Origin of the sequence: Mycobacterium deserti, from assembly GCF_025345615.1 — a bacterium.
GTDB classification, from domain to species: Bacteria; Actinomycetota; Actinomycetes; order Mycobacteriales; family Mycobacteriaceae; genus Mycobacterium; species Mycobacterium deserti.
The window spans coordinates 441,740-455,382 of record NZ_JAODWD010000002.1 but is presented as its reverse complement, the minus strand read 5'-3'; the positions used below and the strand labels follow the sequence as shown (position 1 = coordinate 455,382).

Annotated in this window: 15 protein-coding genes; 13 read left to right on the top strand and 2 right to left on the bottom strand. The window is 67.4% G+C overall.

The window, feature by feature from the left end; genetic code table 11:
• Positions 1–43 precede the first annotated feature (43 nt).
• The 8 genes from N4S67_RS08365 (at position 44) to N4S67_RS08330 (ending at position 7,493) form a co-directional block, all read left to right on the top strand.
• Positions 44–1,006 carry an o-succinylbenzoate synthase gene (locus tag N4S67_RS08365; protein WP_260992484.1) on the top strand — a complete coding sequence of 321 codons (963 nt, stop codon included), beginning with the start codon at positions 44–46 and terminating at the stop codon, positions 1,004–1,006.
• On the top strand, positions 1,003–2,163 hold the full coding sequence (locus N4S67_RS08360) for an LLM class flavin-dependent oxidoreductase (protein ID WP_260992483.1): 1,161 nt from the start codon (positions 1,003–1,005) through the stop codon (positions 2,161–2,163). The genes N4S67_RS08365 and N4S67_RS08360 overlap by 4 nt, the downstream gene beginning before the upstream one ends.
• A gap of 53 nt (positions 2,164–2,216) precedes the next feature.
• Positions 2,217–3,185, top strand: a complete 969-nt coding sequence (locus N4S67_RS08355; protein ID WP_260992482.1) for a GlxA family transcriptional regulator — start codon at positions 2,217–2,219, stop codon at positions 3,183–3,185.
• 9 nt (positions 3,186–3,194) lie between these two features.
• Positions 3,195–4,067 (top strand): DJ-1/PfpI family protein, encoded by an 873-nt coding sequence (locus tag N4S67_RS08350; RefSeq protein ID WP_449288831.1) that lies wholly within the window; start codon positions 3,195–3,197, stop codon positions 4,065–4,067.
• Complete coding sequence (locus tag N4S67_RS08345) at positions 4,064–4,441, top strand: nitroreductase family deazaflavin-dependent oxidoreductase (RefSeq protein WP_260992480.1); 378 nt, start codon at positions 4,064–4,066, stop codon at positions 4,439–4,441. The genes N4S67_RS08350 and N4S67_RS08345 overlap by 4 nt, the downstream gene beginning before the upstream one ends.
• 15 nt (positions 4,442–4,456) lie before the next feature.
• Positions 4,457–5,239 carry an alpha/beta fold hydrolase gene (locus N4S67_RS08340; RefSeq protein WP_260992479.1) on the top strand — a complete coding sequence of 261 codons (783 nt, stop codon included), beginning with the start codon at positions 4,457–4,459 and terminating at the stop codon, positions 5,237–5,239.
• Between the two features lie 2 nt (positions 5,240–5,241).
• Positions 5,242–6,903 (top strand): 2-succinyl-5-enolpyruvyl-6-hydroxy-3-cyclohexene-1-carboxylic-acid synthase, encoded by a 1,662-nt coding sequence (gene menD, locus N4S67_RS08335; protein WP_260992478.1) that lies wholly within the window; start codon positions 5,242–5,244, stop codon positions 6,901–6,903.
• A 92-nt stretch (positions 6,904–6,995) separates the two neighbouring features.
• Positions 6,996–7,493, top strand: coding sequence for a DUF3592 domain-containing protein (locus N4S67_RS08330; RefSeq protein WP_260993050.1), 498 nt, complete (start codon positions 6,996–6,998; stop codon positions 7,491–7,493).
• Here the strand turns inward: N4S67_RS08330 and N4S67_RS08325 are convergent.
• Positions 7,480–8,148 (bottom strand): DsbA family protein, encoded by a 669-nt coding sequence (locus N4S67_RS08325; protein WP_260992477.1) that lies wholly within the window; start codon positions 8,146–8,148, stop codon positions 7,480–7,482. The two genes, N4S67_RS08330 and N4S67_RS08325, sit on opposite strands and share 14 nt — an antisense overlap.
• 135 nt (positions 8,149–8,283) lie before the next feature.
• Here N4S67_RS08325 and N4S67_RS08320 point away from each other — a divergent pair, with 135 nt between their 5' ends.
• Positions 8,284–9,411: a glycosyltransferase family 4 protein gene (locus tag N4S67_RS08320; RefSeq protein ID WP_260992476.1), complete on the top strand. Its 1,128-nt coding sequence runs from the start codon at positions 8,284–8,286 to the stop codon at positions 9,409–9,411.
• Positions 9,412–9,434: 23 nt separating this feature from the next.
• Here the strand turns inward: N4S67_RS08320 and N4S67_RS08315 are convergent, their stop codons facing one another.
• Entirely contained in the window at positions 9,435–10,259 is an 825-nt protein-coding gene (locus tag N4S67_RS08315; RefSeq protein ID WP_260992475.1) for an SDR family oxidoreductase, read from the bottom strand.
• A 69-nt stretch (positions 10,260–10,328) separates the two neighbouring features.
• Here N4S67_RS08315 and N4S67_RS08310 point away from each other — a divergent pair, with 69 nt between their 5' ends.
• From N4S67_RS08310 to N4S67_RS08295, 4 genes are all read left to right on the top strand, one after another.
• Complete coding sequence (locus N4S67_RS08310; RefSeq protein ID WP_260992474.1) at positions 10,329–11,015, top strand: demethylmenaquinone methyltransferase; 687 nt, start codon at positions 10,329–10,331, stop codon at positions 11,013–11,015.
• A 95-nt stretch (positions 11,016–11,110) separates the two neighbouring features.
• Entirely contained in the window at positions 11,111–12,049 is a 939-nt protein-coding gene (locus N4S67_RS08305) for a TauD/TfdA dioxygenase family protein (protein WP_260992473.1), read from the top strand.
• 1 nt (position 12,050) lies between these two features.
• Positions 12,051–12,905 (top strand): ABC transporter permease, encoded by an 855-nt coding sequence (locus tag N4S67_RS08300; protein WP_260992472.1) that lies wholly within the window; start codon positions 12,051–12,053, stop codon positions 12,903–12,905.
• Positions 12,892–13,623, top strand: coding sequence for an ABC transporter ATP-binding protein (locus N4S67_RS08295; RefSeq protein ID WP_260992471.1), 732 nt, complete (start codon positions 12,892–12,894; stop codon positions 13,621–13,623). The genes N4S67_RS08300 and N4S67_RS08295 overlap by 14 nt, the downstream gene beginning before the upstream one ends.
• The last annotated feature ends 20 nt before the right edge of the window (positions 13,624–13,643 follow it).

The window sequence follows — 13,643 nt, the reverse complement described above, 5'->3', positions numbered from 1 at the left end:
CGCGTAAGCCCTCCTGCTGTAGAGGCGGGCCCGACAAGGCAGGATGAGAGACGTGCAGCTCGACGACGTCCTGGACCGACTGCATGTCGTCGCGTTGCCGATGCGAGTGCGCTTCCGCGGCATCATGGTTCGCGAGGTGGCGTTGATCGACGGTCCCGCGGGCTGGGGTGAGTTCGGAGCCTTCCCCGAGTATGAGCCACCCGAGGCCGCACACTGGCTGGCCTCAGCGCTCGAAGCCGCGTTCGAGCCCGCTCCCGAGGTGCGGCGCGACCGCATCCCGATCAACGCGACGGTGCCCGCCGTCGACGCCGCGCAAATCGCCGACGTGCTCGCGCGATTCCCCGGCGCGCGGACCGCGAAGGTCAAAGTGGCCGAGCCCGGGCAGACGCTCGCCGACGACGTGGCGCGGGTCAATGGCGTGCGTGCGGCCGTGCCGACTGTGCGCGTCGACGCGAACGGGGGATGGAGCGTTGACGAAGCAGTCAGCGCGGCAAGGGCTTTGACATCCGACGGCCCGTTGGAGTATCTCGAACAACCCTGTGCGACGGTGCCCGAGCTGGCCGAGTTGCGCCGCCGCATCGACATACCGGTCGCCGCAGACGAAAGCATCCGCAAGGCGGAGGACCCGCTTCGTGTCGTGCGCGAAGGCGCCGCCGACATCGCGGTGCTCAAGGTCGCCCCGCTGGGCGGTGTCCGCAGGATGCTGGCGATCGCAGGGCAAATCGACATTCCGGTCGTGGTGTCGAGCGCACTCGACTCGGCGGTCGGGATCGGGCGGGGTCTGTTGGCGGCGGCGGCGTTGCCGGAGTTGCGGTACGCATGCGGGCTGGGCACCGGGGGACTGTTCGTCGAGGACGTCGCCGACACCGCGGCGCCTGTCGACGGGTACCTGCCCGTCGCACCCGTGGCGCCGGATCAGGCGCGATTGCAGGATTTGGCCGCCGCGCCGCAGCGGCGGCAGTGGTGGATCGATCGGATCACGGCGTGCTACGAGGAGACTCGATGAGCAGATCGAGTGTCGGTCTGATGGATCCGTTGGTGTTCGCCCGCCCGCGGGCCGACTTCGTCACCCGGGGCAACTACTTGTCCGCGGTTGCCAGTCGGGTGGATTCGTTCTGGGTTCCCGACCATGTCAACAGCTTGTTTCCGCGGGTGTTGTGGACGCCGAAGTACGCGGGACCTAGCCGTCTCGTCCCGTCCCCCGACGCGGTGTTGGAGCCGTGGACCATGCTCGGCAGTATCGCCGCGCGAAACCGGTTAGCCCGCCTGCGCCTCGGTATCGGGGTTACCGACGCGGGCCGACGCAATCCCGCGGTCACCGCGCAGGCGGCCGTCACACTCGATCACCTCACGCGAGGCCGCACGATCCTGGGCATCGGCCCGGGCGAACGGGAGGGCAACGAACCGTACGGCGTCGAGTGGTCGAAGCCCGTCGCCAGGTTCGAGGAGGCGATGGCGACAATCCGGGCCCTGTGGAGTTCGAAAGGTGAACTGGTCAACAGGGACTCGCCGTTTTTCCCGCTGCGCAACGCGCTGTTTGACCTGCCGCCGTACAAGGGCAGGTGGCCGGATGTCTGGGTCGCCGCGCACGGACCGCGGATGCTGCGCGCGGCGGGTCGCTACGGCGACGGCTGGTTTCCTGCGTTCCCGCAGCGGCCCGAAGACTATGCGCAGCGACTCGAGATCATCCGTGCCGCGGCTTCCGATGCGGGCCGAGACCCGATGTCGATCACGCCGGCACTGTGGATGCTGGTGGTCACAGGCAGGAGTAGCGACGACGTCGACGAGGCGCTCGATGCGGACATCATGAAGACGTGGGCGCTCAACGCCTCGGATGAGGTGTGGGGGCGGCACGGGCAGACCCATCCGCTCGGCGCCGGATTCAGCGGCGCGCAGGACCACCTGCCGCAGACGCTCGATGAGGAGACAGTGCTCTCACACATTGCGCGAGTCCCGCAATCGCTGCTGAGAGAGATCTTCCTGACCGGCACCGTCGACGAAGTGCTGCAGCAGGCGGCGCAATGGCGCAGGTGCGGCGTGCGGTATCTCGTCGTGGTCAACCAGACGATCGCGCAACCGAGCCTTCGCAACGGCATCGCGTCGCAACTGTCCTTCACCAACGTTGTCAGCGGACTGAAACGTCTGTTCCCAGCGATGTCCTGATTTGTGGGGTCCGTGGCGTAGACGCCACCCGATCCGTCGCCGACACTGAATGAATGGTCCGCGACGTGCTGATTCTCGGCTTCCCGGGCATTCAGGCTCTTGATCTGGTCGGCCCGGCCGAGGTGTTCACCGGTGCGACGACGTACCTCGCGGCCCAGGGCAGGCCCGACGACGGTTACCGCGTGTCCGTCGTCTCGGAGACCGGCCAACCCGTCGCCACCGGTTCCGGTCTAGCGCTGGTCACCCAGACCCTCCCGGATCCGCAGCACCCCGTCGACACGGTGATCCTCCCCGGTGGCATGGGCGTCGTCGATGTCTGCAAGAACCCCGACATCCTCAACTGGATCCAGACCGTCGCGCAGAACGCGCGGCGCGTCGTCACGGTCTGCACGGGAGCGTTCCTCGCGGCCGAAGCGGGGCTGCTCAACGGGTGCCGCGCGACCACGCACTGGGCGTTTGCGAATCAACTCGCAAGCGAGTTCCCCTCAGTCAGAGTCGATCCCGAGCCGATCTTCGTCCGCAGCTCGGCCAATGTGTGGACCGCGGCGGGCGTCACCGCCGGCATCGACCTGGCCCTGTCGCTCGTCGAGGACGACCACGGCACCGACGCCGCGCAAACGGTGGCTCGCTGGCTGGTGATGTATCTGCGACGCCCTGGTGGGCAGACGCAGTTCGCCGCGCCGGTGTGGATGCCGCGCGCCAAACGCGAGCCGATCCGCGCGGTCCAGGAAGCGATCGAATCCGAACCCGGTGGCTTGCACAGCATTACGGAGCTGGCCCGCCGCGCCGCCATGAGCCCGCGTCACTTCACGCGCGTGTTCACGATCGAGGTCGGCGAAGCACCTGGCGCCTACGTCGAACGTATCCGCACCGAAGCCGCCCGTCGCCAGCTCGAGGAGACCGACGACACCGTCACGGTCATCGCCGAGCGCTGCGGATTCGGCACCGCGGAAACATTGCGCCGCAACTTCATTCGCCGACTGGGCGTCTCCCCCGACCAGTACCGCAAGACGTTCGCCTAAACCGAGGAGATGGCAATGCAGATCGCGTTCATGGTGTACCCCGGGTTCACCGCGCTGGACTTCATCGGTCCCTACGAGGTGCTGCGCAACCTGCCTGACGCCGACGTGAGATTCGTGTGGCACGCGCCGGGGCCGATCACCGCCGACTCAGGTGTGCTGCTGATCGGCGCCACGCACTCGTTTGACGAGACGCCGTCGCCCGACATCGTCCTGATCCCCGGTGGGATCTCGTCCTTCGAGCACGCCCGCGACGAGAAGGTGCTCGCCTGGGTTCGCCGCGCGCATGAGACGTCCACGTGGACGACATCGGTGTGCTCAGGCTCGGTCATCCTGGCCGCCGCGGGTGTGCTCGACGGTCGCCGCGCCACGTCACACTGGATGGCGCTGCCGATGCTCAAGCCGTTCGGCGTCCAGACCGTGGGGGATCAGCGGATCGTGCACGAGGACAAAATCGTGACCGCGGCGGGGGTGTCCGCAGGGATCGACCTCGCGATGTGGCTGTACGGGCAGATCTGCGGCGACGCCAAGGCCAAGGCGGTGCAACTCATCATCGAATACGACCCGCAGCCGCCGTATGACTCCGGACATGTCTCCAAGGCGTCGGTGGCGACAAGAGCGGCGGCGACCGCGCTGCTCAGCAGAGACACCGTGCAGCAGGGGCAGTTGCTGCCGTCGGTGCGGCTGATGTGGGATGCAGCGATCGATCGGGCACGCGGCCGGTCCCGCAAACGACCCGCTGCGCTACCGTCGCGGACGTGGGCATTCCCGAGGTTTCACCCGATTCGCCGTCACGGCTCGTTGCCGCCGGAGCACGCCTCACGCGGGTCCGTCTCGCGCAGGACTTCTTGCGCCGGTACGGATGGCGCCTCGACCGTGCCGTGATCAAGCTGACCAACGGGCACGTGTCGATGTCGATGGTGATACCGGAGGTGCTGCTCACCCACACCGGGGCGAAGACCGGCAAGCAGCGCAGCACACCCCTGACGTACTTCACCGACGGTGGCCGGGTGATCGTGATCGCCTCGAACTACGGCGGTGACAAGCATCCGGCGTGGTACCACAACGTCAAGGCGAACCCCCGCGTCACCTTGGCGTCCCGCGGCTACCGGGGCACCTTCGTCGGCGAGGAGATGACCGGCGCCGAACGCGACCGGCTCTTCGAACTGGCCAAGCAGTTCATGCCCAACTACGCGTCCTACGAGCAGATGGCCGGCAACCGCCGCATACCGGTGGTCGCGTTCACCGAAGCTGATTGAAGTACCGTCGGCCGGGTGAATTTGGCCTACGACGACCGCGGCAGCGGTGATGCAGTCCTGTTCATTGCCGGTCGCGGCGGCGCCGGCCGCACCTGGCACCTACATCAGGTGCCCGCGTTCCAGCGGGCCGGGTATCGCTGCATCACGTTCGACAACCGCGGTATCGGCGCCACCGAGAAGGCCAGCGGTTTCACCACCGAGACCATGGTTGCCGACACCGCCGCGCTGATCGAGAAGCTCGGTGCCGCGCCGGTACGGCTCGTCGGGGTGTCGATGGGTTCGTTCATCGCGCAGGAACTGATGCTCGCCCGGCCGGAGCTGGTCAGCAAGGCGGTCCTGATGGCCACCCGCGGCCGTGCCGACCGCGCCCGCGAGTTCTTCCGCAACGCGGAATGGGAGTTCGCCGAAGCCGGAGTCAAATTGCCGCCCAGTTACGACGCGAAAATCCGTCTGCTGGAGAGCTTCTCGCCCAGGACGCTGAACGACGACGACAAGGTCCGAGACTGGATCGACATGTTCATGATGTGGCCGACGAAGGTCACCCCGGGCCTGCGGACGCAGCTCGGCGTCGGCCCTCAGGGCAATCGGCTGCCGGCTTACCGAAGTATTACGGCACCCACACTGGTCATCGGGTTCGCCGACGACGTCGTGCTGCCGCCACACCTCGGCCGCGAGGTCGCCGACGCCATCCCCCGGGGCCGCTACCTGGAGATCGCTGACGCGGGCCATCTCGGCTTCATCGAGCAGCCGCAGGCGGTCAACGCCGCGGTGCTCGAATTCTTCGCCGATAGTCTGTAGGGGTGAACCCTTCGACGGCGCAGGCCCGTGTGGTCGTCGACGAATTGATCCGCGGCGGTGTCCGCGACGTCGTGCTGTGCCCCGGCTCGCGCAACGCGCCGCTGGCGTTTGCGCTGCATGACGCCGACCGGGCCGGGCGCCTGCGCTTACACGTCCGCATCGACGAGCGCACCGCAGGTTTTCTGGCCATCGGGCTGGCCATCGCCGACCGGGCGCCGGTCTGTATTGCGATGACGTCGGGCACGGCGGTGGCCAACCTCGGACCCGCGGTCGTCGAGGCCAACTACGCGCGGGTGCCGCTGATCGTATTGGCGGCCAACCGGCCCTACGAGCTGCTCGGCACCGGCGCCAACCAGACGTTCGAGCAGCTCGGCTACTTCGGCACCCAGGTCCGCGAGTCGATCAGCCTCGGCCTCGCCGAGGATGCACCGGAGAAACTGGACGCGCTCAACGCGCAGTGGCGCTCGGCAACGTGTCGAGTCCTGGTGGCGGCCAAGGGCTCTCGGTCCGCGAACGCCGGGCCCGTGCAGTTCGACATCCCGCTGCGTGAGCCGCTGGTGCCCGGCGTCTCTGATATGGCAGACCCCGCCGAGCGCTATGCTCCCGAGGGGCGTCCCGACGGTAAGCCGTGGACCTACACGCCGCCGGTGGCCTTCGACCAGCCGCTCGACATCGACCTGAGCCCGGACACCGTCGTGATCGCGGGCCACGGCGCGGGTGAGCACCCGAATCTCGCCGAACTGCCGACCGTCGCGGAGCCCACCGCGCCGCCTGCCGCCAACCCGCTGCACCCGTTCGCGTTGCGGTTGGTCCGCCCGCGGCAGGTCATCATGCTCGGGCGCCCGACGCTGCACCGGCCCGTCTCGACCCTGCTCGCCGACTCGTCGGTGCCCGTCTACGCGCTGACCACTGGCCCGCGCTGGCCCGACGTGTCGGGAAACTCGCAGGCCACCGGCACCCGCGCGATCACCACCGGGTCGCCGTCGGAGGCTTGGCTGCGCCGCTGCGCCGAGGTCAACGAACGGGCCGTCAATGCGGTCCGCAGCCAGCTCGATGCGCACCCGTTGACCACCGGATTGCATGTGGCGGCCGCAGTCGCCGGTGCCGTCCGGCCGGGCGACCAGCTGGTGCTCGGCGCGTCGAACCCCGTCCGCGACGCGGCGCTGGTCGGGCTGAACACGCAGGACATCAAAGTGCGCTCGAACCGCGGTGTGGCGGGCATTGACGGCACGGTGTCGACGGCCATCGGCGCGGCGCTGGCGCATGACCGGGCGGGCGGTGGCAGCGGCAGGAGCCGGACCATCGCGTTGCTCGGCGACCTGACGTTTGTGCACGACAGCTCCGGACTGCTGATCGGGCCCACGGAGCCGGTGCCACGCGACCTGACCATCGTGGTGTCCAACGACAACGGCGGCGGCATCTTCGAGTTGCTCGAGCAGGGTGATCCGCGGTACTCCGATGTGTCGTCGCGGATCTTCGGTACCCCGCACGATGTCGACGTGGGCGCGCTCTGCCGGGCCTATCACGTCGACAGCAGACAGATCGAGGTCGGCGAACTCGGCGCGGCGCTCGACGAGCCTCACGAGGGGATGCGCGTGCTGGAGGTGAAGGCCGACCGGTCGTCGCTGCGGGCACTGCACGCGTCGATCAGGGCGGCACTGTGAGCCGAGCGAACAAGTCGGCAGGTGTGAGCGGAGCGAACAAGTCGGCAGGTGTGAGCCGAGCGAACAAGTCGGTGGCCGTGACGGCGACGGCAATGGTCAACGGAGTATCTGCGTTCGGCCGCAAGCTGATTCCGCGACTGTCGCGCGACCCGCAGGAAACGCGTTCGCAGAAGATCTTTCGTCGCATCCGGATCGGTATCGTGATCGCCGCGTGCCTGGTGACGCTGCAGTCGGCGTTGATGGTGATGGGCGCGTGGCGTAACGACCGTCAGATCGAACGCCATATGGGCGTCGCCGCCGCCGAGGTTCTCAACGCCGGGCCGCGGCGGTCGACGATCGAGTTCGTCACCCCCGACCGGGTGACCTACCGCCCGGAGTTGGGCGTGTTGTATCCGTCCGAACTCGAAGCGGGCATGCGCATATACGTCGAATACGACACGAACAACCCGGATCTCGTGCGGGTGCAGGACCGTGACGCGTCACTGGCGATCATCCCGGCCGGGTCGATCGCGGTGGTCGGCTGGCTGATCGCCGTCGCCGCACTGCTGGGTGTCGGCTATCTCGAACGCCGTCGCGTCAGGACTGGATGAGCTTGATCAGCCAGTCGTTGTCGTAGATGTCGAGCTTCTCGTCGGTCACCGGGTCGTAAACCGTTGGCGTGCCGGTGTCCAAAGTGTCGATCTCCATGAGGTACTGGAAGTTCGCGTCGTCCATGTCGGCGATGTTGACCGCCGACTCGCCGCCCGCGATACGCGTGGCGACGTCGGAGGACATACCGGCCGACATGGCCATGTCAGCCATCTCCTGATCACTCGGTCCCGGCCCGTAGGGCTCTTGATGCTCCCACAGGTCCTGAACGAACCGCTGAAACTGCGCACCGGTCGCGTCGCCCCCGGCGGACAGGAACATCGCGTTGGCCACCTTCGCGGAGTGGCCGTCGGCGCTCGTGTCGAGGAACGTCAGCGGACGGTAGGTCACCTTCAACTGGCCGACGCGAATGTAGTAGGCGAGTTGGTCGCCGAAGTCGGCCTGCAGATCCGCGCAGTGCGTGCACTGCGGTTCGGTGAAGATCTCGATCCGCACCGGGGCGTCGTCGAAGCCTGCGGCGATGCCGAAGCCGTCCTCGCTCAATGCCAGCGGCGGTTGGCTGGGGTCCTCGACGGCGGCGCCCGTAACCTGTTTCGAGCAGCCGACAACGGCCAGCAGAACGCCGAGCGCCACCAGCACGATCGCCCGAATGCGCATGTCGAACCGCCCCTCTCTGGTGCGCAGATTACTTCACGCGGCGGGTGTGCTGCACCGGATCATCGGCACCAGCTTTTTGCGTGTCGTATTCCCGCGGGCAACCTTGCCGACAGCCGCCGCTGAGACGATCTGGGCGTGCGCGTTGCAATCGTCGCAGAGTCGTTCCTTCCGAATGTCAACGGCGTCACCAACTCGGTGCTGCGGGTGCTCGAGCATCTGCGCCGCATCGGACACGAGGCTCTCGTCATTGCCCCTGACACACCGCGTGGTGAGCCTTCGGCCGACAAGGTCCATGACGGCATCCGGGTGCATCGGGTCCCGTCGAAGATGTTTCCCAAGGTGACCTCACTGCCGTTGGGAGTGCCGCGTCCGCGGATGGTGAGCGTCCTGCGCGGATTCGACCCGGACGTCGTGCATTTGGCGTCGCCTGCGCTGCTCGGTTACGGCGGGCTGCACGCCGCCCGCCACCTCGGCGTGCCGACAGTCGCGGTGTTCCAAACGGATGTCGCGGGTTTCGCCGAGAGCTACGGCGTCGGATTCGCCTCCCGCGCGGCCTGGGCGTGGACACGGCACCTGCACAGCCGCGCCGACCGGACGCTGGCGCCGTCGACTGCCGCGATCGAAAACCTTGAAGCGCATCGCGTTCCGCGCGTGCACAAGTGGGCTCGCGGCGTCGACATCACCGGGTTCGCGCCCTCGGCACGCGACGAGCACCTGCGCAGGCAGTGGTCGCCCGAGGGCAAGCCGATCGTCGGCTTCGTCGGCCGGCTGGCGCCGGAGAAGCACGTCGAGCGGTTGGCCACCCTCGCCGGCCGCGACGATCTCCAGGTGGTCGTCGTCGGAGACGGCGTCGACCGCCAGAAGCTCGAAACTCTGATGCCGAGAGCCACTTTCGTCGGCGCACTGTACGGCCGGGAGCTCGCCGCGGCGTACGCCAGCATGGACGCCTTCGTGCACCCGGGCGAGCACGAGACGTTCTGCCAGGCCGTGCAGGAAGCGATGGCGTCGGGACTGCCGGTGGTGGCGCCCAACGCGGGCGGGCCGCGCGATCTCGTCGTTCCGTACCGCACCGGGCTGCTGCTGCCGGTCGACGAATTCGAAGGCAGGCTGGCCGAGTCCGTCGAGCATCTGCTCACCGAACGTCAGCGCTATTCGGTTGCCGCGCGCCGCAGCGTGCTCAACCGCACGTGGCCGGCGATCTGTGACGAGCTACTGGGTCACTACGAAGACGTCATCGGCCGCCGCCGCCTCAAGGCCGCCTAGCGGGCTAGTCACTCGCTGGCGGATCAGCCCTGCGCCTCGACCGCGACCGGCTGCCACTCCTCCCAGGTCTTGAGTCGGTTCTCGTAGTCCGCCTTGGCCAGCTGCAGCGGCAGTTCACCGAAAAACACCCGCAGGGGCGGCTTCTCGGCATCGACGACCTTCAGTAGCGCCCGCGCTGACGCCTGCGGATCGCCCGGCTTCGAGACTCGCTGGCTTCGAATCCGCTCGGCCTCCTCATGCACCTCGCGGTAGTCCGGCAGCGGCGTGGACCGCTTTGACGACGAACCCGCCCAGTCGGTGGCGAACCCGCCCGGCTCGACCAGCGTCACGTGCACTCCGAACGGCGCGACCTCCTGCGCCAGCGCCTGCGAGAACCCCTCGAGCGCCCACTTCGACGCGTGGTAGATGCCGACGTTCTGGAACGCGGTGATGCCGCCGATCGACGACACCTGGATTATGTGCCCGCTGCGCTGAGCCCGCAGGTACGGCAGCGCCGCCTGCGTCACCCACAGCGCGCCGAAGACGTTGGTCTCGATCTGGGCGCGGGCCTCCTGTTCGGTCAGTTCCTCGATGAAGCCGAAATGCCCGTAGCCGGCGTTGTTGACGACGACGTCGAGCCGCCCGAAGTGCTCGTGGGCTCGTTTGACCGCCGCGAAATCGGCGTCGCGGTCGGTGACGTCGAGCTGAATCGGCAGCAGCGCGTCGCCGTACTCGGACGCCAGGTCGTCCAGTCTCGACACGTCGCGCGCCGTGGCCGCTACCTTGTCGCCGCGATTCAGCGCGGCGATCGTCCACTCACGTCCGAAGCCACGCGATGTTCCGGTGATGAACCAAACTCTTTTGCTCATATCCGCAGAATGCCCGAGGGACGGCTCCCCATTCCCGCCTCAAGCAACTTCACAGCTACCGTGGGTCGCATGAGCCGCGCGACGCTGGAAAAAGATCCGCACGAGGTCGCGTCGATGTTCGACGCCGTGGCGCGCCGCTACGACTTGACGAACACCGTGCTGTCGCTCGGACAAGACAGGTTCTGGCGGCGCGAGACGCGCAACGCGCTGCGTGTCGGGCCGGGAGACAAGGTGCTCGACCTGGCAGCGGGCACCGCGGTGTCAACCGTGCAACTCGCCGAGTCAGGGGCGTGGTGCGTCGCCGCGGACTTCTCGGTCGGGATGCTGGCCGCCGGTGCCCAACGCGACGTGCCGAAGGTCGGCGCGGACGCGACGCGGTTGCCGTTCGACGACGGGGTGTTCGACGCGGTGACGATCAGCTTCGGCCTGCGCAATGTCGTCGACCACGTCGCGGGCCTGCGTGAGATGGCGCGTGTCACCCGGCCAGGCGGGCGGCTGGTGGTGTGCGAGTTCTCCACGCCGGCGAACCGGTTGTTCGCTACGGCTTACAAGGAATATGTGATGCGGGCGCTGCCGCGGATCGCTCGAACGGTGGCATCCAATCCCGATGCCTACGTCTATCTCGCCGAGTCGATCCGGGCGTGGCCGGATCAACCGTCGCTGGCTCACCGGATTGCTGATGCCGGTTGGCAAGCTGTGCGGTGGCGTAACCTCTCCGGCGGCATCGTCGCGCTGCATGCCGCGACGAAGTCCTGAGTTCATTTCACGCCGATTTCAACCGGTTCCAGCCGCACGGCATCTCGTTAGCGTCGAAGCGTCGATATCGCAGTCGCTTTCGAGGGAGCTTGTGCATGACCGCAGTTACAGAGACCCGTCTACAGGTGACGCCGCTGTCGGGTTATACCGGCGCGCTGATCACCGGAGTCGACCTGTCGTCGCCTCTTTCGCCCGCCGAGGTGGCCGGCATTCGCGACGCGCTGCATCAATGGAAGGTCGTGTTCTTCCGCGACCAGACGCTCGACCACGCCGCCCACATCGCCTTCGGTACGCAGTTCGGCGATGTGACGCCCGGGCACCCATACGAAGGTGATTCCGCCCCACCGGAATTCCCGCAGATCCACACCGTCTCACCGGCCGCCTATGATCACCGGTACGGCACGAAGTACCGCAAGAAGCAGAGCCCCAACGGACCCCAGTGGCACGCCGACGTCACACCGCTGATCAATCCACCGTCCCACTCGATCCTGCGCGCCGAGACGGTACCGCCCTACGGCGGTGACACCCAGTTCGTCAACGTCGCCGCGGTGTATCAGGGACTCGCACCTGCGGTGCGTGAGTTCATCGACGAACTCCGGGCTGAACACCGCTTCGGGGCAACGTTTTCCGCCGACCGCAGCTCCGAGAAGATCGGCGACCACGTCCGCAGCAATCCGCTGGCGTCCATCCACCCCGTGGTGCGGGTCCATCCCGAGACCGAGGAACGGGTGGTCTATGTCAACCCGTCCTTCACCCGTGAAATAGTCGACCTGTCGCCGCGCGAGAGCCGGCACGTGCTCGACCTCTTGTTCGAGCAGATCGCCCGGCCGGAGTACTCCGTGCGGTTCAAGTGGGAGCCGGGAAGCGTGGCTTTCTGGGACAACCGGGCCGCCCTGCACCTAGCCCCTCGCGACTTCGAGCACGTCGAGGGCGATCGCGTGCTCCACCGGATCACGCTGGTCGGCGATATCCCGGTGGGACCGAAAGGCATTTTGTCGCAATTGATTTCAGGTGATTTCTTCGGGGCTGCCTGACATGGCCATCGTCATCTCGCGGCCACCCGCCGCGGACGCGAATGCCAGGCTTGTCGACCCGAGGTCGGCGCCTGGCAAAGGACTGCGCAGCCAGCGCGTCCCGCGTCAACTGCAGCGCCTGCTCGGCCCGGTACTACTCGTCGGGCTGTGGCAGATTCTCTCGACGACGGGCGCGTTCGACGACCGTACGGTGCCCCCACCGACCCGGGTTGTGCGCGCTGGGTACCAGCTCGTCGCCGACGGGTCGCTGCAGGAACATCTGTCGACCAGCCTGCTGCGGGTGGGCTACGGGCTGGGCATCGGCATCGCCCTGGGGTTGGGTCTCGCGCTGATCGCAGGACTGTCCCGGGTCGGCGAGAACTTCGTCGACGCGAACATGGAGGTACTGAACGCGATTCCGAACTTCGCCCTGGTTCCGCTGCTGATCGTGTGGTTCGGCATCAGCGAAGTACCCAAGATCACCCTCATCACCATCGCAGTGGCGGTGTCGATCTACATCAACACCTTCAGCGCGATCCGCAGCGTCGACGCCGGCCTGGTCGAGGCCGCCCGATCGTTCGGTGCCGGGCGCACCGAGCTGATCTACCGGGTCATCGTCCCCGGCTCGTTGCCCGGCTTCCTGGTTGGCCTGCGACTCGGGCTCACCGCGTCGTGGCTGGCGCTCATCTTCGCCGAGACCATCAACGCCAAGAAGGGCCTCGGCCGGATGATGACCGACGCGCGAGAGTACTTCCAAGTCGACGTGGTCTTCGTGCTGATCGCCGTCTACGCCGGGCTCGGCCTGCTGTCGATCCTGACCGTCCGCTTCCTGGAGGCCCGGCTGCTGACCTGGAGACGGGCCTATGACGGTGACTGACACGCTCACCGACACCGTTGTCGTCGTCGAAGGTCTTCGAAAGAAGTTCGGTGACAACGTCATTCTGAATGGACTGGACCTGTTGATCCGAGCGGGCGAGTTCGTCGCACTCCTCGGTCGCAGCGGCTCCGGCAAGAGCACATTCCTACGCGCGCTCGGTGCATTGGACAGCGACGTCGACGGGTATCTGCGTGTACCCGAGCGCCGCGCGATCGTGTTCCAGGATCCGCGACTGCTGCCCTGGCAGCGTGTCCTGACCAACGTGACCGTCGGTCTACCGTCGACCACCGCGGTGCGCCGGCAGGCGCTCGCCGCCCTGTCCGAAGTCAACCTGGCCGCCAAGGCCAAGGTGTGGCCGCGCACGCTGTCGGGAGGGGAGGCGCAGCGCGTCGCGCTGGCTCGCGCCCTGGTGCGCGAACCCGAACTGTTGCTGCTCGACGAACCTTTCGGCGCACTGGACGCGCTCACCCGCATCAAGATGCACGCACTGCTGCAGGACCTGTGCCGCCGTCACACACCGGCAGTTCTGCTGGTGACGCACGATGTCGACGAGGCCATCCTGCTCGCCGACCGCATCGTCGTTCTGACCGACGGCATCTTCTCCCTCGACGTCGAGGTGACGGTGCCCAAGCCACGCAGACGCGAAACTGTCGAATTCGCCACGCTGCGGACCCGACTGCTGGCCGAACTCGGCGTCATCGACGGCCCCCACATCTGACACCAGGAGAGAAGAGGAAT